We start from the raw sequence: 21,316 nt of genomic DNA, 5'->3' as shown, positions 1-21,316 counted from the left end.
TTTTTGGTTGGTAACGGCTATTGAATCAAATAATTTTAATTTTTTAAGCAGCATTACATTCACTTTCAAACCATTTACAATGTTTGGCAAATATTGAAATGCTTATAAAGATTCAAATAAATTTCTGATCAGTTATTTTTTACAAACCAGATATGTCAGGTTGTTTATCAACAGTATTATTTGAATGATACACGTATAAATACCGTTTTATTATCACACTAAACTGAATTTTAAAACCCGTAAAAAAAACATATGACGCCAAAACGCTGTTTTTCTATTTTATCCATTATTGATCGCGCAATCCCTGTTAAAATGATTGCTGTTGCCGGATTTATATTATTCCAGATGGTTAGTATCAGGATAGTTGCGCAAACCACTTCCGTATCAGGTACTGTCTCAGACGGTAACGCGCCATTACCTGGTGTTTCTGTTACCGTAAAAGGTTCCGCTTCAGGTACCAAAACGGATGCTGAAGGTAATTACCGTATTTTGACCGCACCCAATGCTGTTTTAGTATTTACTTCCATTAACTATGTTACTGAAAGCATTGCTGTAAATAGCCAGGCAAGAGTGAATGTGGTGCTGAAGTTAAATGATGCTTCACTTGGGGAAGTAGTGGTGATCGGTTACGGGTCACAGAAAAGAGAAAACCTGACCGGAGCCGTAACCAGTATCAGGGGGCAGGAGCTTACACAGGTTCCTGCATCTAATCTTTCAAATGTTCTTGCAGGCCGTTTAGCGGGCGTTTTCGTAGCACAGGGAACGGGGGTACCCGGTGTATCATCAAGCGTTCGCGTCAGGTCAGATGCCTCATGGAATTACAGTCCACCGCTATTTGTTATAGATGGAGTTGTTAGAGATAAAGTAAGTTTTGATGCGCTCAACGCTAACGATATAGAAGATATTACGGTACTTAAAGACGGAGCCAGCTCTTCTATATATGGAGCCAGGGCATCAAACGGCGTTATTCTGATAACCACTAAAAAAGGAAAGATCGGAAAGCCAACAATAACATATAATGCAACATATATGTTTGAAAAACCAACTTCCAGGCCTGAACTGCTTGAAGGCAGGAAAAGTGGAGAGATGAATAACATGTGGTCTAATGCAAACCTTGGATATACATGGTTTGGCGAAGATGAATTAGATGAGTTGAAAAGGACAGGTGGTTATAATTATCTTGATTACGCCTATGTTACGCCTTCTTCTACTGACCATGCATTAAACGTTTCAGGGGGTAATGAAAAGCTAAGATATTATATGGGAGGAAGTTTCATGAGCCAGAATGGTTTTTTGGAGAAATTAAAATTTAAACGATACAATGTAAGGGCAAGCCTTGAAGCCGAAATTGTGGAAGGGCTTACCGCAAGCATGCAGCTTAGTACGAATTATAACACGCGCCAGCAACCTAATTTTGGTGGCGGAGATGACCTTTCTGCCATGTATGGAAAGTTGAGCCAGTTTTTTTTCTATGTACCTCCTTATATCAATGGGAACTTAGTAAATCCGGGATGGATTGGAAACCCAATCGGTTTATTTAATGAATCCGGGTATAACAACTCCGGAAGCAGGGGGCTGGATGCGCTAATGACATTACAATATAAGATTCCGTTTGTAAAGGGTTTGTCTGTGAAAGTATCGTATAGTAAAAATAATACGATGGGTGAAGGAAAAGTATACCAGATACAACCCACCTTATATAATTATAAACGCACGGGAACTACCCAGAAAATATTCACTGATACCTTGTTGAACATTGTAAAAGCTCCCTATCCTTCAGTGCCTACGCTGAGTACCAGTAATTCCAATACAGGGTCGTACCAGTTTAACACCCAGGTTTCTTACGCCAGGGGATTTGGAAAGCATTTTCTGGATTTAATGTTTGTATCTGAAATATATGAGCAAACATTCAGCGCCAATAATTTAACACGCCAGCATTTCCCAATAATAACTACCGATCAATATTTTGCAACCAGTAGTAATAATGCGGATTCCTGGGGTGGAGGTAGTGAATCAACTGTTGGCAGAACATCATATGTAGGCAGATTGAATTACGATTATCAGCAGAAATATTTATTATCCGCGTCTTTGAGGGCGGATGGCTCTATGATTTTTGCACCGGGTCATCGCTGGGGTTATTTCCCGTCTGTGTCGGCGGGATGGAAGGTATCGGAAGAGGAGTTTTTCAGGAAACATTTAAGCAGAACATTCAAACAGTTTAAACTACGCGCTTCATTGGGATACACAGGAAATGATGGCGTAGCAGCCTGGCAATGGCAGGACAAATTCGTACCAGCCGGAAGTGCATACCTCGGGAATAGTTTACAACCGGTAATTAGTTACGGAGGCGTAGTTAATCCAAACCTGACCTGGGAAAAATCCAGATCTACCAATATCGGTATTGATCTTGCCACAACATTTAATCTAACGATGTCTGTCAATTACTGGAACCGGAACACCTACGACATCCTGGGATCAAGAATAGTAAGCATCCCTACAACTTTTGGCGGTGTATTGCCTTCTGTTAACTATGGAAAAGTAAGGTCTAACGGGTATGAAATTGAACTGGGGTATGAGAACAATATTGGAAATATTGCCTATTCGCTTCGTGGTAATTTTGGTTACGCTTCAACAAAAGTAATTCAAAGAGATGTTGCAGCAGGAGCTTTGGATGTGGATAACCCCAATGGTAAACCATTAGGTTATGTAGCGGAGCTGGTATCTACAGGAGTAATTCGCACGCAGAAAGAATTAGATGATTTACCGGAAAATTATACCATATACGGGGCTAAACCAGTTTTGGGAACCCTCAACTATATGGACATATCGGGCATTGATGGTGTACCTGACGGAAAGATTGACCAGTACGACAGGCAGGTAATTTCCAGGTTCAGCCAGTCTACAGCCCCATATACCGCTGGCGCTAACCTGGGTATTGCGTGGAAAGGTGTGCGTGTCAGCGCTTTCTTTCAATCCACATTTGGGTACAAAAAATTATATACCGACAATTGGGGCAGAGCTTTTCCTTTTGACGCTTCTGTAACAAAAATGTGGGGCGATATGTGGACCACAGATAATACTAATGGTACGTTTCCAAAGTTCCAGGGACCGGGTGAGTCCAACAGCGCAATGAGCTCTTCTTTCTGGTATTCAGATGGTGGTTATGTAAGACTGAAAGCACTAACGGTTGCGTATAGCCTGCCAGCAGTATGGCTTCAAAAAATAAGCGTACAGCATATAGACCTGAGCTTTACGGGAACCAATTTGTTTTACCTGTCGAAGTTTAAAGCCTATGATCCTGAAATTGGCAACCTTGCGGCTTATCCCAATATGAAAACCTTCAATTTCGGATTACACATTACCCTTTAATTCATCATAGAAAATAAAGCATCATGTCATTGCAGGTGCTGAACGCCTGCAAACTGGGTTCTCATTCATCAATATTTCAAACCATCATCATGATAAAGAAACTGTATTATACATTACTTTCCTTTACAATAATACTGCTTACAGCAGGTTGCGAGAAAGTGCTTGATCAAAAAAATCTAACTGCAATTAACCCGGAAGACGTATGGAACGATGCCGGATTGGCAACAGCGTATGTTAATGGATTTCATAATGCGCTTATGCCCGGGATGCCTGCAGGTACAGGAAATAACACTGACGAGGCGGTAGCAAATAATAATTTCAATGTATTTCTGTATGGCACAGCCACCATTGATTCGTATAATAACTGGCCCTACGCCACCATCAGAACCATTAATACATTACTATCCAGCATAGATAAAGGAAGCATCGCTGCCGATAAAAAAGAACCCCTGAAAGGACAGGCTTTTTTCTGGAGGGCATGGGCTTATTTTTCAATGGTGAAAGGCTATGGCGGTGTACCGCTGATTTTAGACGTGCAGGAGTCGTCCATGAGCATGGATTCCCTTAAAGTAAAAAGAAATTCCACTTCAGAATGCTTCGCGCAGATCGTAAAAGATGTAGATTCTGCTATTGCAAAACTTCCGCCATCCTGGGATAATAATAATTATGGACGGGTGGATAAATCCGCGGCTATGGCATTCAAGGCGCGTATTTTATTATTCTATGCATCTCCCCTGTTTAATCCATCGGGCCTGGCATCAAGGTGGCAGGACGCGTATAATGCGGCATTAGCTGCAAAAGAATATTGTGAAAGTCAGGGAAAAGGGTTGATGGATAATTTCGCAGATATATGGGACCAGCAGCCTAATAAGGAAGGTATAATGGTGAGAGTATACGCTAATCCGGGCGCTACTTATTTTACGGGAGGACTTCGTCCTTATAAATATTCTAATGGCGCCGCTCAGGATGATGGTCCATCATTAGAACTGGTAGATGCTTTTCCAATGATTGATGGCAGCAAATGGAATACGCTGACGATGAATCATGATACATTGTTCAGGCATCGTGATGAACGATTCTATGCTACCATAGGTTATAACGGTGCAGCCCCATACCTGGCGGATATGTTTACACTTAATGAAAATTTATGGACTTACATAAAGCCTGACGGAGAAAGGATGGACGGAACCTGTTGTAACACTTTATCCAGTTTTTACAGGGTGAAGATGATGGATAGAAAAATTACGCAGGCAACTGTTTCACTTACAAGTACTCCCTGGCCTGAGATACGGTTCGCAGAATTGCTGATGATGTTTGGTGAAGCGGCCAATGAAATTGGTAACACTGCTGAGGCGTTGCAGGTTTTGTATGATTTACGCAAAAGAGCAGGCATATTGCCGGGCACAGATAATAAGTATGGTATTACCGCCACTACACAAGAGACAATAAGATCAGCCTACCAGGATGAAGCGTTTGTAGAATTTGCATTTGAAGGAAAAAGATGGGATTATTTAAGAAGGTTGCGGAAATTTGACACCAGGTTTAACGAACTAAAACGCAGGCATGGCTTCCAGGTATACCTCAAAGAAGGCGCACCCGCACCTACAGGAATGGATGATATCAATGATTATATTTCCAGCTTTGATCTTGTTAAAGTAGCTACGGATGTGTTAGATTTCAATGTAAAACCCGAATATTATTTTTACGCAATTCCCAAAGTACATATTGACGCCAATCCAAATTTAGCTCAAACTAAAGGCTGGCCCGGAGGTACATTTGATCCTTTAGATTAAGACGTACAGAACATGATCAGAATCGGGGCAAATTGTATTTTAAAAACAAGACACTTATCCACAATAAAATTAAATATTAATATTTAGCGCTCAGATGAACTACAAATCAATGAAAAGTGTTTTGCTTTTGTGGATCGCCACATGCTGCATGGTTATGTGCGCGAACAGCCAGTTACAGGTAATAGCGCATTATAACATGGGTAAGTCCGGAAATATTTCATTTGTGCTAACGCCGGATTCATTAAAAGATTTATCCGGAAATGGTAACCATTTGAAAAGAGCGGGCAGTCCTTTGTTTTTTGCAGATGCCCCGGAATATTACCGCCTGAAAGGAGATGGCTCCATACTTTTTAAAAAAGATGCTTCTTATCATATAGAAGAAGGCAGGGTAAAACACCTTCAACGTTTCGTACTTGAATTAACCATAAGGGCTGAAGGGGCTCAGGATAACCAAGGTGATGAAGACAACATAAAAAGTGTGTTAGTATACGGTGATAAAAATTCAGGATACAGCATAGTAAGGAAGGGAACTGATTTGAATTTGACGGTTGATGGAGGAACAAGCTATTACATTGGTTCTCTGTTAAAGGAAGCCTGGATGCATGTAGCGTTGGTAAGTGAGGGAAATGATAAGGTAGCCATATACGTAAATGGGAAAAAACTAAAACGCGTAAAGGCTTCACAGAAGACGCTTAGGGAGTTTGTTGTAGGCAGTGCATATGAGATGAAGGCATTTGATGGGCTTGTGTACGAGGTGAGGCTTAGTGAATTGACCGGAAAATTGAATATTGAAAAGGATATGCTGTATACCCAAAAGGGCAAAACACCAATGCCAGCCGGGCTTAATACCGATATAGCCGGTATATTGAACAGCATTGCAACGAATAAAGCCGTTGTTCCCGTTACCAGGCTTCCTGCTTATTCCAATAAAAAAGACTGGCTGATCAGCAAAATTAATCATCCGGTAAAAATTTATCTGGAAAGAGCGGATGGTAGTTCCTCAGGAAAATTATTAGTAACAAACGGGTTAATTTCCCGGGAGTTTTTTATTGGAGACAACCTCGTCTGCGTTAGTTTAAAAAACCTTTATAACGATGCTGAATATCTTAGGGCTATTAAGCCAGAGGCAAGGATCATGATAGATAGTATTTGGTACAATATAGGTGGGCTGTATGGACAGCCGGAGAAAGCGTATCTTTTAAACAATTGGCATCCAACATTAAAAGGAGGCACTAATGATTATCGCTTTTCAGGAATAGAGGTTAAGACACCGGAGGAGCGATACCCATGGACGCAAAAATACAATGCAGCAAAAGCGGACTGGCCGGCTAAAGGGCTGCACATTGTTATGCATTACGAAGCTCCGTTTCGTGCAAATGATACTGTAAAAAAGATACAGGTAGCGGTGCACTATGAAATGTATGAAGGCGCACCAGTTATGGCAAAATGGTTTACAGTACAAAATGAATCCGGGGGAGAGGTTGTAATAAATAAAATGGAATGTGAAGTATTAGCTATCAATCCCGATCAGAAAGAGAGAATTTCCGTGGAAAGCGACTATTCATTCAACAATGTAAATGCTACACCTGAGGCTAGCGGTCCTACGCTTTATCCTGTAAAGGATAATGATAATCCTGCACGTTTTGGAAGCAGTACTACTCAATGGAAAGTAGATCAGGAATATGACACCTGGGCAACACAAAATACATATGAAGATATTCTCCTGGGAAACATCCATTATTCCCTCTTATTGAGTACACTTTCTTTTGGACCGGAAGCTGTGGTTAAAGACAAAACCACATTTCAATCCTTTACGAGTTTTGAATTGTTACATGACAGCGATGATAAAGAACGCCAGTCCCTGGCGCACAGGAAGTTTTATAGAAAACTGGCGCCCCAGGTTACAGAGAGTTTACTTACCGCAGGTATAACCTCTAATAATGCTGATGTACTTAACGGATTTATTGATCAAATGGGGGAATTCGGGTTCGAACGCCTGGATGTTATGGCCTGGCCGGGGATCAGTCATGACAACCTGGATCCGTCTTATCTGGGCATCTGGAAATCTGTTACTGCACATGCAAAAAACAAAAACATCATAGTAGGCGGCTATGAATTACAGGTGGCGTCAAGAGGTCGCGGAGCAGCATATGATTGTATTGATCCGGCCACTCATAAGCCCGGAAGTTTTTTTGGACAGAGCGTTTGCATAGCAAGCAAGTGGCAGGATATTTATTACCCTAAAATGTGGAAGTTTATAGATTCCACCGGGATAATGTCTGTAAATGTAGATGGCCCCTACCACGGCGATGTTTGCGCATCGCTGTCACATCCCTATCATCGCAATTATTATGATTCTCAGTGGGAGCAGTGGAAATACCAGGTAAAAACAATCCATGAATTTCAACGTCGCCATATGTATGTTCCCATGCCAGACTGGTATTTTTTAAATGGCGCTACTACTACCGGAATGGGCTACCGCGAAGCAAGTGCAAACCTTACTCCACAGCAGCAGCTTTTACTTGGCAGGCAGTATATTTATGACGGAACCTGGTATAAAACACCAACTATGGGTTGGATGACCCTGCAACTGGTAGGATTTTATTCAGGCGATCCGGCTATTGGACTGGAACCATTAGCAAAGAACATTGACCGGTATGAGGCAGCTTTATTTCAATACCTGGCAAGTGGCTGCCAGTTAACCATAAGAGGAAACCGGCTATACGATGGACCCGAAACAAAAGCGATGCTGCAGAAATGGATAAGCTGGTATAAAAAGCACAGAGCGATATTAACGGCTGATATCATTCATATAGCAAGGCCAACCGGAAGGGGGTTGGATGCATTGTTGCATGTAGACCCTGAACTGGATACGAAAGGGATGCTTATTGTTTTTAACCCTACAGATGAAAATATCAAAAAAAAGTTAACCATCCCCTTGTATTATACAGGGCTTAACACGGTGGCTCATATTAGTGAACGCGAAGGCGAATTCAAAGAATACGCGCTCAATTACAAAGGCGAAATAGAAATTGAAGTGGATGTAAAAGAGGGTGGATTTACCTGGTTGGTTATTAAATAATTTGTTGCAATTAAAATAATGCAGGAGATGAAAAAATTGTTGTTTGCATTCGGTTTTGTTATGGGCATAAGCATTTCGGCTACTCACGGGCAGGCAGTTTCAGCTAAAACAAAAATACAGGTGAATCCGCTGTATGTTCAGTCGCGCCTGGAAGGTATTGGGGCTTCATGGCATTCCGAAAGTCTGGATAAAATTGATGAATCGCCGGAATACAAATGGGCATACCGGTATAAAAATTCCAGGGGAAGCGCATGGGGTGGGAATCCTCCTGTAACTCATGAAGCCGGCTGGAAAAAAGTGTCGGATTATGCAAGCTGGCTGGGGATGAGTTGGGTATCTGTTGAGTTAAGTGCAAGAATGTATGAACCTGAAAAAGGCATGTTTGATTGGGAAAATGAGGAAATGCTGGCGCTATATAAAATACTGGATTGGGCGCAAAAAAATAATGCTACTGTTTTTCTAAGACAAATGTGGGCAAACGTTAAATGGAACTCCTACCCTGGAGTGCAGCCATTAATGAGCGCTCCAAAATCTGTAGATGATTTTGCCAATGGCCTTGCCACCCTCATTGATCATCTGTTAAACGTAAAAAAATATACCTGTATTAAATGGCTTTGTATCAGCAATGAACCTCCTGCCTGGTGGAACAAAGGCGATGAAGAAGTATCCATAACACCGGCATTAAAAGCGGTAAGAGCAGCTTTGGATCAAAGGTCTGTTTCATTACAGATATCAGGCCCGGACTGGACAGAGCTTCCACGATTTGATGCCGGAAGAATTGATTTTAACGAATACATAGGCGCTTATGATATTCACATCTATGGAGCGTTAGACAGTGCCAGGGAGATCATCCTGTCGGATTGGGTAAAGTGGGCAAATACCCATCAAAAGCCGCTCTTCCTTTCTGAAATGGGCAATATGGCACTTGGCTGGCAGGATGAAAACCCCGGACCTAAATCATTTAACGCCGCTATATCAAATGTGGAAACTATCCTTAAAGGGCTTGAGGCAGGCGTTTCCGGGTTCAGTCGCTGGAGCTATACAAACCGGGGTGACCTTGACGGTCAGTGGCAGTTAATTCATACATGGGACAGGCAGAATAAGCAATACCTTAAAGAAGTAACAATTGAACCAGCGGCTTTTTACGGATTTGGAATCATCACCCGTTTTTGTGCTAAAAATTCTGATGTCGTTAAAACTACAAAAACGGGCAGTCCAAAAATTTTATCACAAAGCATCAAAAGTCCCACAGGGAAAATAACAACGTATATTCTGAATTTATCAGATCAACCTGAAAGTATTGAATACGAACTTTTAGGAAAACCAGCACTTCCTCTATATCTGTACAAGGCGAGTGAGGCTGAAGTTACGCAGCCGGATTATAAAATGGAAGGACAGAAGATGGTGTTACAGGAAAGTGGTGTACTTAGCATTCAAATTCCTGCCAGAAGTATATACAGCTTATCTCAATATAAACTTAGGCATAAAGACCCGGGAGTAAAAAGGTAATAGCAGGATCATGATGTACAAATTATATTTAGTAACATTCGCACTTATGGAGGGTTTTTTCCTGCAATCCCAGGAAAGTCAACAACCGCTTTCAAAAAAAGGAAGACAAATACACACATTGAATGGAGAAGACTGGCAACTCGTTGCTGCTCCTCCCGGCACAGGCGAGGCACGGGCATTTTATCAAAGTGGCTATCCCCAAAAAGGCGTAATACCTGCAAAGGTTCCGGGAGATATTCACTGGGACCTGGAACGGTCGGGAAAATTACCGGATTTATTTATAGCGATGAATGCAAAGAAAGCTTATGATGTTCCCCTGCAGGAATGGTGGTATCGCAAAAGTTTTGTTATTGGGGATTCCTGGAAGCATAAACAAATAAGATTGCATTTTGCCGCTGTTGATTATGCTGCAAAAGTATGGATCAATGGAAAATACCTTGGAAGGCATGAAGGTCAGTTCACTCCTTTTGCGTTTGATGTAACAGATAAAGTAAAAACAGGAGAACCGAATGAACTCACCATTTTAATTGAACCGGCACCCGAAAATGTTATTAAAAAATTATTCTCTCCACGTTCTCAAATTAACCGGCAATATGCGATGGATGAAGTGTCTGCCACACTGAAATACTGGAAATGCCGTACGATGAGCGGGTGGGACTGGGGCACGCCGCTGTGGACTATGGGGATATGGCAGGACGTGACCCTTATAGCCACCGACCAGCTTTTTCTTGACAGGTTACTTATACAACCAGAAACCCAAAAGCCTTATACCAGCGCAAAACTTCATACTACTGTTGATGTTCATACAAAACACCCGAAAGATGTAACGCTTGTTTATACTGTTCATGCGCTTCAGCACGGATTACCAAAGCGCACTGTTTTACAAACAACTAAAACAGATGGCATCAATGAACAGATAGCCTTCTCCCTCAACCTTAAAAATCCCCGGCTCTGGTGGCCAAACGGGTATGGACCGCAAAACATGTACGAACTAACGGTAATGGCCAAGGACAAAAACACAGGGAAATTATTAGACCAGGTCTCTGCCAAATTTGGCGTTCGCGACATAAAGATTGTAGCAAACCCTGATGCCGATAATTATAAAGAAATGATCTGGTACTCACATGCCCCACCGGTGGGCTCGGGAAAAAAAGATATTCCTAAAGATTCTTTGTCGGGCTATCTAGTGAAAGTAAACGACATGCCTGTTTTTCTGCATGGGGGCAATTGGTTACCGGCAGATTTGTTGTATGGACGTGCAGATAAACAAAAATATACACATCTCATCCGGATGGCTGCATTGGCTAATTTCAACGCCTTCCGGGTATGGGGTGGTGGTTTAATTGAAAAGCAGGAATTTTATGATTTATGTGATGAATATGGGATATTGGTATTCCAGGAAATGCCCCATGCCGGTGCACTGCCTTTAGAAACGCCTGAAATACTTGCAAATACGGCAACAGAACAGCGGCAGGTAATACCACTCTTGATCAATCACCCGTCTGTTTTCCGGTATGGGTTTGGGAATGAGTTATATATTATGCGGCAAACCAGTTTGCAGGTAAAACAGTTTGAAGACATTTGCAAGGAGCTTGATCCTTCACGCCATGTAATCGGCTCAGATCCGGTATGCGAATATCAAAGACATGGCCCTCACTGGTTTGATTTTAATAATGAGTATGCTGTATATAATACCGGGTATCCTTTAACCGTAGGGGCCGATAACCCGGTGGAGTGGACTGAATATGGCGCATCAGGAGCATCGTCTGTGGAAACCTTAAAGCGCATTATACCGAAAGAAAATCTTTGGCCTATTTCATCAAATGATTCTGTATGGAAATGGCATAACGGGTTTGAAGCGTATACCGGATCCGACTGGCTTAAACCTGAAATTTATCATCCTTTATTTGGTAAACCCATCAACCTGGAAACCGAGGTAAAAGTAAGCCAGTTTTCGCAGGCTGAAGGATTGCGTTATGCCAATCAATCGCATCGCAGGGCAAAATGGCACCGGAGCGGCAGTTTTATGTGGACGTTTAATGAGCCCTGGCCCAATGCGGCTCACGGATCTATTGTAGAATACTACGGGTTGCCTAAACAGGCTTTGTATTATACCCGTAATTCTTATGCCCAGGCAGACATCAGTACAAGCTATAATTCCATGCTCCTTACCGCGGGCGATACATTAAAACTACCCGTATTTGCCACCAACGCCAGGAAGTTAAAAATTTCAGGCAAACTAAGGATGGTGATCATGGACCTGGACGGAAATATCCATTACCAGGATAATCAAAAACTCCAGATCGCTCCTTTGTCTTCATCGCAGGTAAACCAAATTGATTTCGTTACCAGCAAAGAATGGAACAATAAAGTGTTATTAGTCCGGTTTGATTTGCTTGGGCAAAACAATAACAGCATTTCTTCCGAAACCTACACTTTTGCCATTCAGAAAGCAACTGCCAAAGAAAACCGGAAAGGCTACATGCATTCAATGCTGGAAGCTCCCAAAACCAAATTGCAACTTGATGTTAAGTACCATAATAAAACGCGATGGGGAAGTGATGAAATGAATTGTTACATCGCAAAGGTAAAAAACACTTCCGCGGTTCCCGCCTTATTTGTACAGTTGAAATGTAACCGGAAGCCTGACGAGGTTTATTTCAAAGACAATTATTTTATGCTTTTACCGGGAGAAGAAACGAGCGTAGAGGTTTTGGTAGCGCCTGGCCTTAGCCGTGATTTTAATACGCAGGAAATTGAGATAAGTGCATGGAATACTTACCGGTAGAGAACATTACTGTCAGAGAATAAAATTATCAGTTAAAAAACAGCAAATGGATTATAAAAAGAGCCACAGAAAGCGTTACGCCAGTTTTATAATGTATCTGATGCTTTCAGTTATTACGCCGCTTTCCTATAGTCAGGATATTCCTTATGGCACGGGAAATTGGGATCATGAAACGCTGGGTAATCATCGCGCTGTTATTTATGTTGAACATCCTTCGGATGTTGTTAAGGCAGAAATTCCATGGCGGAGATTGGATAATGTAGATGATAAGGGTTTGATACTGGTTGATGCATTAACCGGTCAAAAAGTTAAGAATATGTATTGTGTGCAAAAGGACAAGGATTCCGGCACCATATTATTTGAACCTGTTTCGGGGCAAAGCAGGTATTTCCTGTATTATATGCCGGGCAAAATCGGGGGATCTTCCTGGTTTCCCGATGTAAAGTATGAAAAGCCTTTGGAAGATTATGACCCTGAGTGGAAAAAGAATGCGGTTAACAAAACTACAGTTCAAAAGCCCAAAACAATTTCGATAGAAAGCCAGAACAATTTTCATAGTTTTTATCCGATGGAAGTTCCTGTAACAAAAAACGAGTTAAAAGCATTTCTGAAAAAAAACAACAGCCAGGATTTTTTTTTATTCCCGGAAGATAGAAGTTTTCCCATTCGCATGACAGAAACCATTCCCCACAGGTGGTATAAAAAAGGTGTAAACACAACCTTTTCGGGAAGCGCATATAAAGGTGAATATTATGCATGGCAAATAGGCATTTTTTCTCCATTTAGAACATTGGATAATGTGAAGCTGGTATTTTCAGCCCTCAAAACAGAAACAGGAGCGGCTATACCAGCCGGCGCATTAAAGTGTATTAACGCCGGTGGGAACGATTACCTGGGCCGTAAATTTTATAAAAAGGTAACAGTGCCAAAGGGAGAAGTTCGCGCCATGTGGATTCTTATTGACGTAGATAAAAATCAACCCGCGGGCATATATAAAGGAAAGGTTAATGTGCTTGGGAACGACACTAAAACATATTCCGTAGACGTAAGCATCCGGATAAAAGATCAGCTTATTGAAAATATGGGTTATGACACCCCTGCAAATATGTCGCGGTTAAACTGGCTTGACGCTACCAGGGGTATTGACGATGAAGTAGTAGCGCCTTATACCCCCATAACAATCGAAGGAAACCGCTTTGCTATTCTTGGGCGTAAAGTAAGTATTGATAAATCCGGGTTTCCCGCTCAAATAACCAGCTCATTTACCGGTAGTAATCACCAGGTTAATGGCCCCGACAAAGATATTCTTTCCGGAGCGATTCAATTACGGCTTTTAAAAAATGGAAAAGAAATAAAACTAAAAGCAAAAGCGCCTGTTATTACTTCACAATCCAGTGGAGCCGTTGTATGGCACACCGTATTAAATAATGCCGACATTGAAATTATAGTACAGGCTAAAATGGAATGTGATGGTTATATTAATTATGAAACCAGGATAAAAGCAAAAAATAATATCAGCTTAGACGATGTACAATTAGTAGTGCCTTATAAGCGAACCACTGCCAAATACCTCATGGGTATGGGTAAGCGGGGGGGCAAAATACCGGATAAACTGGAATGGAAATGGCAACAGGAATATGCAAATAATATGCTTTGGGTAGGTGATGTGAATGCGGGTATGCAATTAAAGTTAAAGCATATTGTTCCGGACTGGAAGATATATGGCTTTGAGAATACGGGACCATACAAAGACTGGAGTAATGAAGGAAAAGGTGGATGTACCATGTATCATACAAACAATGCTGCCGTTGTAACAGCGTATACAGGTTCCAAAAATATTACCGGCGGTAAAGAGATGATACTAAATTTTGGACTGCTCATTACGCCATTCCATCCTTTAGATAACCAGCATTGGAGCGAACGTTACTACCACAGGGATATTAACCCGGAGAAAGCCGCAGAACTTGGCGCAACGGTAATGAACGTACATCATGCCAATCCATATAACCCGTTTATTAATTATCCGTTTTTAACGGATGACAAATTAACTTCTTTGGTTACAAGGGCTAATAAAGTTAACATAAGAACGAAGTTATATTATACAGTCAGGGAATTGTCTACCTATCTTCCCGAGCTATGGGCACTGCGCCATCTGGATGATGAAATTTTTACCCGCAGCAAAACGATAATGCTTGCAGATACACATGAAGGCGGCATTGATAAAACAGTGTATGGAGCGACAGGGCATTCCTGGTTGTTTGAACACCTCAGATCTAACTACGATCCTGCATGGCATTGCCCTCCCGATGCTGCAGCAGGATTAGACTGGGATATGTCAATACGCACCCAGGGTGTTTCCCGCTGGCACAACTATTACATTGAAGGTCTGAACTACCTGGTTAAAAAAATGGGGATCAGGGGTATATATCTTGATGGTGTAGGTTATGACAGGGAAATAATGAAACGGGTACGCAAAACCCTGGACAGGGCTGCCGATAGCTGTTTAATGGATTTTCACTCCGGCAACGCATTTCAAAAAGAATACGGATTAAATAGTCCGGCAAATAATTACCTCGAACTGTTTCCTTATGTGAATAGCTTATGGCTTGGCGAGATGTATGATTATAATTCAGACCCGGATTATTGGTTAGTAGAAATATCAGGAATACCGTTTGGACTTTACGGAGAAATGTTAGAGGGTTGTGGTAATGCGTACAGGGGAATGGTATACGGAATGTCTACCCGTTACTACCATCATTGTGATCCTTCAGTTATCTGGAAATTATGGGATCAGTTTGGTATCTCCGGATCAACCTATACCGGGTACTGGGATAGTGCCAATCCAATAAAAACAGGTAACCCTGATATTTTGGCAAGCGTTTATCTTAATAAAGGAAAAGCAATGATTGTTCTGGGTAACTGGACAGATTCAGCACAGACGATTAGTTTAGCTATAGATTGGAAAAAGATGGGAATGATTTCTGCTATCGCGAAGATTGAAATACCGCAGGTAGAAGGGCTGCAAAATGCACAGCCTATTAATCTTAACCAATTGATAATCCCTGCTTCAAAAGGGTTAGTACTCTTCATTTCTGAATAGAACGCATCAATTCGTTTCTTTAAAACTGGTTCGGGTTATTTTAAAAATTGTATTCGTAAATAAAAACTATATAATGAGCAAGCAACATTCCTCCCGTAGAAAGTTCATTCATCAGCTTGGCGGCACAACCGCTTTAATAACAGGTAGCGCGGTTTTTGCACCAATTTCTTCCCTGGGGCAAAAAGGTGTAGTAGCTTCTTCGCAACAGAATACAGGAGCTGCTGAAGATGTAAAAGTTACTTTTAGCGGCACTAATGGTTTTGAGCAACCGGGTAATGTGGAAATAGAAAACCGTGCATTTCGATTAAAAGTAGAGACGAAAAACGCACTCAACCCCAACATGCTATTCGATAAAAAAAATAATGTTACCCTGGCAAACGGGGATTATTATTATGGTTTTGGACGACCTCAAAAAGTGGAGGTGAAGATAACGGACTTGCCGGATGCTGCCAGGGAGGTTTCTTTTACTGGGTTTACTGATAATCTAAAAGTTGTACACAGCTTTATATTTCCTAAAGATCAGGAATGGGTTGAAGAATATGTAATGCTGGAGAATATTGGCAGCAAAAGTTTAAATCTTAATGAAAGCCAAATCAACCTGAGACATGGGTTTAACAGCGTTATCAGTAATACAGATAACAATAATACCCTGTCTCAAAACTGGCGGTTTTTAGCTGTTCCGTTTCTGATTCATACTGCTAGCGGCGTAAGACAGGAATATGTGATCAAAGATTTCATGGCGGCTAAACCGCATCAAATGGGTTCTGAGGGATGGATAATGGCTCATGCGAAAGGTGGTGTTTTAATTATTAAATATTGCCAGGCACAAATGGAATATGCTATAGTAAACAATCATCTGCCTGCTTCAGAGTCCACCAATACAGGAATAGGGTCAAACCTGTTATGGGGAGGTTCGGGAATACATCATAATGATCCAGAGTCAGCGTTGAACTTTTCTCCCAATCAAACGTTGAAGTTTGGACTTAACCGATACGCCCCCTTTACCGGTAATGAAATGAAGGGATTTACCCTGTTTCGAAATTTTATGGATTCAAAGGGCCACCAATTCCCAAAAGATTTTAATCCGCCTGTACACTGGAATGAAATTTACGACAACCCACACTGGTGGAATGCCCCGGATACTCCTGAAAAAAGGGCGCAATACTATCGCCTGCAGGATATGGAGGTAGAGGCTGCCAAAGCAGCAGAATTAGGCTGCGAAGCATTATACCTTGATCCGGGCTGGGATACAATAATGGGCTCAACTATTTGGGGAGATGACCGTTTAATGTCGTGTAGAGAATTTTGTGAGATCATGAAGGAGAAGTATAATTTGAAAGTTTCTCTTCATACCCCTTTAGCTGTTTGGAATGAAGAAACTGCGTACCCCGAATCTGCCCGCAAGCCTTTTGCGGTGAATAATAATCATCTCTGTAGCGGCGCCCCCGCCTGGTGGCAAACTAAACTGGATCGTTTCCTGAAACTGGCTTCCGATGGCATTTGTTTTTTTATGTTTGATGGTACTAATTATACAGGACCCTGTGAAGTAAAAGAACATTATCATCCCATACCTTATACCCGCGAGGATCATATCCGCAATTATGCCAGGTTAGCGAAAAAAATACACGAAAAATACCCCGATGTTCTTATAGAAATGCATGACCAGGTTTTAGGGCCGGAATCGGGCCGGTACGTACCTATGTACTATACGCATAATGCCACTACTTTTGATACGATCTGGGCTTTTGAATACATGTGGGATCCAATGAGTGATCTTACCAGCGGAAGGTTCAGATCATTGTATTATTATAACCTGGCCTATAATATTCCTTTGTATGATCATATCAATCTTAAGACAGATAATGCGAATGCATTAGTGTTTTGGTGGACTGCTTCTACCTGCCGGCATCTTGGCATAGGAGGAAAAAATGGTGTTAAGTCTTCTCCTCCCAATGTGGAGGTTGAGTTAGCACATTTAGGAATTGGGGAAAAGAACGGCCCACCTCCGGAAATATGGGAAGGCCATAAGAAAGCAATGAAGGTATACATGAGACTAAAGCCATTTTTTGTTCGCGGAATTTTTTATGGTATTGATGAGCTAACACACGTTCACACCCTGCCTGAAAATAACAGCAGCGTTATAAATTGTTTTAACCTGGAGAAAACGGATACCGTTAAACACATTAGCTGTTCGCTTTCAGACCTGGGGCTTACATCCACAATAGGCAAAATCAAAGGAGCAAAAAAATGGCGCTTCGAAAAAAAAGTACTTTATATGGAGGTAGAGATCCCGGCAATGGGAGTTACTATCATTGAGTTGAATTAAACAGGAGATAATGATCCCAAAAATGGAACTCAACAAACGAAATACGCAGGAGCTTTAATAACCTGGTTCTGATGCCGGCAGCAGTTTGCCAAAGATTTTTCAATGCCATCAGCTATTGATCGCTGATGGCATATGAGATGGCTTTATCCGAATCGTCCAATCGTTAAACGGAACGCGCTTATCCGCGGATACGCAGTATGAGCTCTTAAACAAGGGCTTATATTTACCTTTTAGACCCCTTAATAGTAATGCCCAATCCGCCATCAATTCTAAACGCCTGCCCGGTTATAAAGGAGGCTTTGTCGCTGGCGAGATACGAAACAAAATCTGCGATCTCCGAAGGAGCTGCTATCCTTTTCATCAGGTGCATTTCCTCACATTCCTTAAAAACCGCCTCAGGATCGGGCGATTGGCTAATCAGCTCTTTTAACAAGGGCGTATCCACGCTGCCCGGACAAACGGCCACACACCGGATTGCCGGAGCATAATCTATAGCTATACTTCGCGTAAGGGCAATTTGGGCTGCCTTGGAAGTGGCATAAGAAGCCACCTGGTGCTGGGTAACAAACGCCTGCACACTGGACATGTTAATGATCACCCCTTTACCTTTAGCCTGCATGGATGGTATCATGTATTTTGCACAAAGAAATCCTCCCCTTAAATTAATGGAAATGGTTTTATCCCATTCTTCCACGGTACTTTCCGTTACGGTTGCAAAATATTGTATTGCCGCGTTATTCACTAATACATCAATATGGCCGAAACGTGCTTTTATGATTTCTACTGCGCCAATCACCTCCTGCTCACTGGACACATCGGCTTTAACAAACAGGGCACGTTCACCTAATTCTTTTGCAAAAGCAGCACCCTGCTCATCAATATCAAGTATAACAACATTCGCGCTTTCCCGGTGAAATACTTCAATACATGCCCGTCCAATACCTCTTGTTGCGCCGGTAACTACAATTGTTTTGTTTTTGAAGCTCATCGTTTATATATTTTGATGTGAAACCAATGTCAACCCCTTTATGCCAAGATCAATTTTATTGATATGCCATCTTCCGAGGTTGGCTGTAAAAAGCTGATCCATATTTTTGCCGCCAAAAGCGATGTTGGTAGGATTAGCCAGGGTATGCGCTTCCCAGTCATCAACCAGTAATGTGCATACCCTGTTCGGGGATATCTTATAGATAGCATTGGGTGTGTAGCAGGTAACATATAAATTTCCTTCATCATCGAACGCGATACCATCAGGTACAGTACGGGGCAGGGTGCAATATACTTCTCTTTCACCGGCCGAACCATCTTCCCCTATGCTTATTCTTTCAACTCCGGGTAACCAGGAGCATACAACATACAGATGCCTTTCCCCTTTGTCCAGAGCCATTCCATTAGCAAAACGGAATGGACCTTCGTGCCACACTTCAGCCCGGGCATCAGTTGAAAATTTCAATATTTTTCCTTTAACTTCATTGAAAGCGCCGCTTTCAGATACATATAAATTTCCCTGAGAATCGAAAACAGGATAGTTGGGTATATTAAACTGATGCGCATTACAGCCTTTGCTAAAAAGTTCAAGTACAAAAGTTTCAGGGTCCAGCTTCCATACACATTTGGCCGCGGAATCGCAGACTGCCAGCCATTCACATCCCGGGCTAAAAGAAATTCCCAAAATAAATCCTCCTGTAGCAGCCACTTCTTCCCACGCTGTACCATCAGCAGCTATCCGGTATATCTGGCCGGCTTCCCCACCAGCCCATACAGAACCATCCTTATGAACAGCAACGCATTCCGGGTGATCCAGTCCGTTGGCAAACAAAGAAATTTTAATGGTTTCATTCATAATACAGATGATGTTGATCGTTTACAATATCGGCATTTCCCCGATTAACCTATTTATGCGCTTACTTTATCAGCAATGATCGCTGTTTCATTAAACAAGATGCTGCTTTTTCCAGTTTTTTTCAATTGCCTCTAGCGACTTACCTTTTGTTTCCGGTAATTCTTTCCATATAAAAATAAGCAGCAGGATCGCATTACCCATAAATAACCAATAGGTATATGCGCCTCCAATGGCTTCCATTAACATGGGAAAGAACTGGGTAATGGCTACAATAGACAGCCATAAAAGCAATACAGAAACAGACATGGCAAGCCCTCTCGTTTTATTTGGGAATATTTCGGACATAATTACCCAGGGAATAGGACCGAGTGAAGCGCCGAAACAGGCAATAAACCCAAGTATGGATATCAGCAGCCAGGGGCCGATTGTCCACTCAAAGTGATAAACCAAACCTATGGACAATAAGGAAACCGCCATTCCCGACACACCCCATAATAATAATTTACGCCTGCCCACCCTGTCAATTAATACAACGGCAACAAAAGTAAATAAGGTGATGATTAACCCAATGATAACTGTCTGCAGAAAGGCGGACTCAGTGCCGAAACCCGCGCTCTTGAATATTTCCGGGGCATAGTATATGATAGAATTGATGCCTGTGATCTGTGAAAAAACAGCCAGCATCATGCCGATGATCATTGCCTTTTTCAAACCAGGTTTGAACAGTTCGGCGAATGTTCCCTTTTCTTCATGCAGGGTTTCGTTTATTTCCCGGAGTATTTCTGTTCCCCTTGTTTCCCCGTTTATTTTATTCAGGATACCGGCTGCCGATTTTTCTTTGCCCTTTTTTGCCAGCCAGCGCGGGCTTTCGGGTACCACTAATAAAAGGAAAAAGAATATTGCTGATGGAACAACCTCTGATCCCATCATATACCGCCAGCCTGTATTAACGTTCCATGTTTCATCGCCCATACCTGCTATGAAATAGTTAATGATGTAGATTAAATTTATACCTACCACAATAGCCACCTGGTAAAGGGTTACCAGTGTACCCCGGATCCTTGCGGGCGAGATTTCTGAAATGTATAGTGGTGATAGTATCGAAGCTGCGCCTACGCCCAGCCCGCCAATAAATCTTGCCAGTACAAACTGTGTGAGATTTTCAGGAAGTGCCGAGGCAATTGATGATCCCGCAAAAAGCACAGCGGTTAGCAGCAATATTTTTTTTCTGCCGAACCTGTCGCTCAAATGACCGGCAAACACAGCTCCGAACACACATCCCCAGATGGCGCTGGACGCTGCCCACCCGGTCATGGCAGGAGATAACTCGAATTTTGTCTGAAGAAAACCAATCGCTCCTGCAATCACTGCGGTGTCGTACCCAAACAACAATCCACCTACTGCGGCAACAATTGAAACAAAATAAACATATTTTGTATTTCCTTCAGATGGGGGTGAAGCTTCAACAATTTGTAATACGGTTTTTTTTCGGCGTGTCATATAATT

The 21,316-nt window shown here is 42.0% G+C and carries 10 protein-coding genes; 7 read left to right on the top strand and 3 right to left on the bottom strand.

The window, feature by feature from the left end:
* The first annotated feature begins 252 nt into the window (after nucleotides 1–252).
* The 7 genes from VL121_RS05680 to VL121_RS05650 all read left to right on the top strand — a co-directional run bounded on the left by VL121_RS05680 (nucleotide 253) and on the right by VL121_RS05650 (nucleotide 17,967).
* Nucleotides 253–3,369 (top strand): SusC/RagA family TonB-linked outer membrane protein, encoded by a 3,117-nt coding sequence (locus tag VL121_RS05680; RefSeq protein WP_325403063.1) that lies wholly within the window; start codon nucleotides 253–255, stop codon nucleotides 3,367–3,369.
* 89 nt (nucleotides 3,370–3,458) lie between these two features.
* Nucleotides 3,459–5,162 carry a RagB/SusD family nutrient uptake outer membrane protein gene (locus VL121_RS05675; protein WP_325403061.1) on the top strand — a complete coding sequence of 568 codons (1,704 nt, stop codon included), beginning with the start codon at nucleotides 3,459–3,461 and terminating at the stop codon, nucleotides 5,160–5,162.
* Between the two features lie 109 nt (nucleotides 5,163–5,271).
* Nucleotides 5,272–8,244 carry a hypothetical protein gene (locus tag VL121_RS05670; RefSeq protein WP_325403059.1) on the top strand — a complete coding sequence of 991 codons (2,973 nt, stop codon included), beginning with the start codon at nucleotides 5,272–5,274 and terminating at the stop codon, nucleotides 8,242–8,244.
* A 27-nt stretch (nucleotides 8,245–8,271) separates the two neighbouring features.
* A complete protein-coding gene (locus VL121_RS05665) occupies nucleotides 8,272–9,753 on the top strand; it encodes a hypothetical protein (RefSeq protein WP_325403057.1) in 1,482 nt (493 codons plus the stop codon).
* Nucleotides 9,754–9,763: 10 nt separating this feature from the next.
* Nucleotides 9,764–12,541, top strand: coding sequence for a glycoside hydrolase family 2 protein (locus VL121_RS05660; RefSeq protein ID WP_325403055.1), 2,778 nt, complete (start codon nucleotides 9,764–9,766; stop codon nucleotides 12,539–12,541).
* A 100-nt stretch (nucleotides 12,542–12,641) separates the two neighbouring features.
* Nucleotides 12,642–15,641 carry a glycoside hydrolase domain-containing protein gene (locus VL121_RS05655; RefSeq protein ID WP_325403053.1) on the top strand — a complete coding sequence of 1,000 codons (3,000 nt, stop codon included), beginning with the start codon at nucleotides 12,642–12,644 and terminating at the stop codon, nucleotides 15,639–15,641.
* Nucleotides 15,642–15,714: 73 nt separating this feature from the next.
* Nucleotides 15,715–17,967 carry an alpha-amylase family protein gene (locus tag VL121_RS05650; RefSeq protein ID WP_325403051.1) on the top strand — a complete coding sequence of 751 codons (2,253 nt, stop codon included), beginning with the start codon at nucleotides 15,715–15,717 and terminating at the stop codon, nucleotides 17,965–17,967.
* Between the two features lie 223 nt (nucleotides 17,968–18,190).
* Here VL121_RS05650 and VL121_RS05645 read toward each other — a convergent pair whose 3' ends face one another.
* The 3 genes from VL121_RS05645 to VL121_RS05635 form a co-directional block, all read right to left on the bottom strand.
* On the bottom strand, nucleotides 18,191–18,955 hold the full coding sequence (locus VL121_RS05645) for an SDR family NAD(P)-dependent oxidoreductase (RefSeq protein WP_325403049.1): 765 nt from the start codon (nucleotides 18,953–18,955) through the stop codon (nucleotides 18,191–18,193).
* A 3-nt stretch (nucleotides 18,956–18,958) separates the two neighbouring features.
* A complete protein-coding gene (locus VL121_RS05640) occupies nucleotides 18,959–19,810 on the bottom strand; it encodes an SMP-30/gluconolactonase/LRE family protein (RefSeq protein ID WP_325403047.1) in 852 nt (283 codons plus the stop codon).
* 90 nt (nucleotides 19,811–19,900) lie between these two features.
* Nucleotides 19,901–21,310 carry a sugar porter family MFS transporter gene (locus tag VL121_RS05635; RefSeq protein ID WP_325403045.1) on the bottom strand — a complete coding sequence of 470 codons (1,410 nt, stop codon included), beginning with the start codon at nucleotides 21,308–21,310 and terminating at the stop codon, nucleotides 19,901–19,903.
* Nucleotides 21,311–21,316: the final 6 nt, after the last annotated feature.

The sequence above is a fragment of the Agriterribacter sp. genome (assembly GCF_035497235.1).
Taxonomy (GTDB): Bacteria; Bacteroidota; Bacteroidia; order Chitinophagales; family Chitinophagaceae; genus Agriterribacter.
The sequence above is the reverse complement of the archived record's forward strand: the minus strand, read 5'-3'. Positions and strand labels throughout refer to the sequence as shown.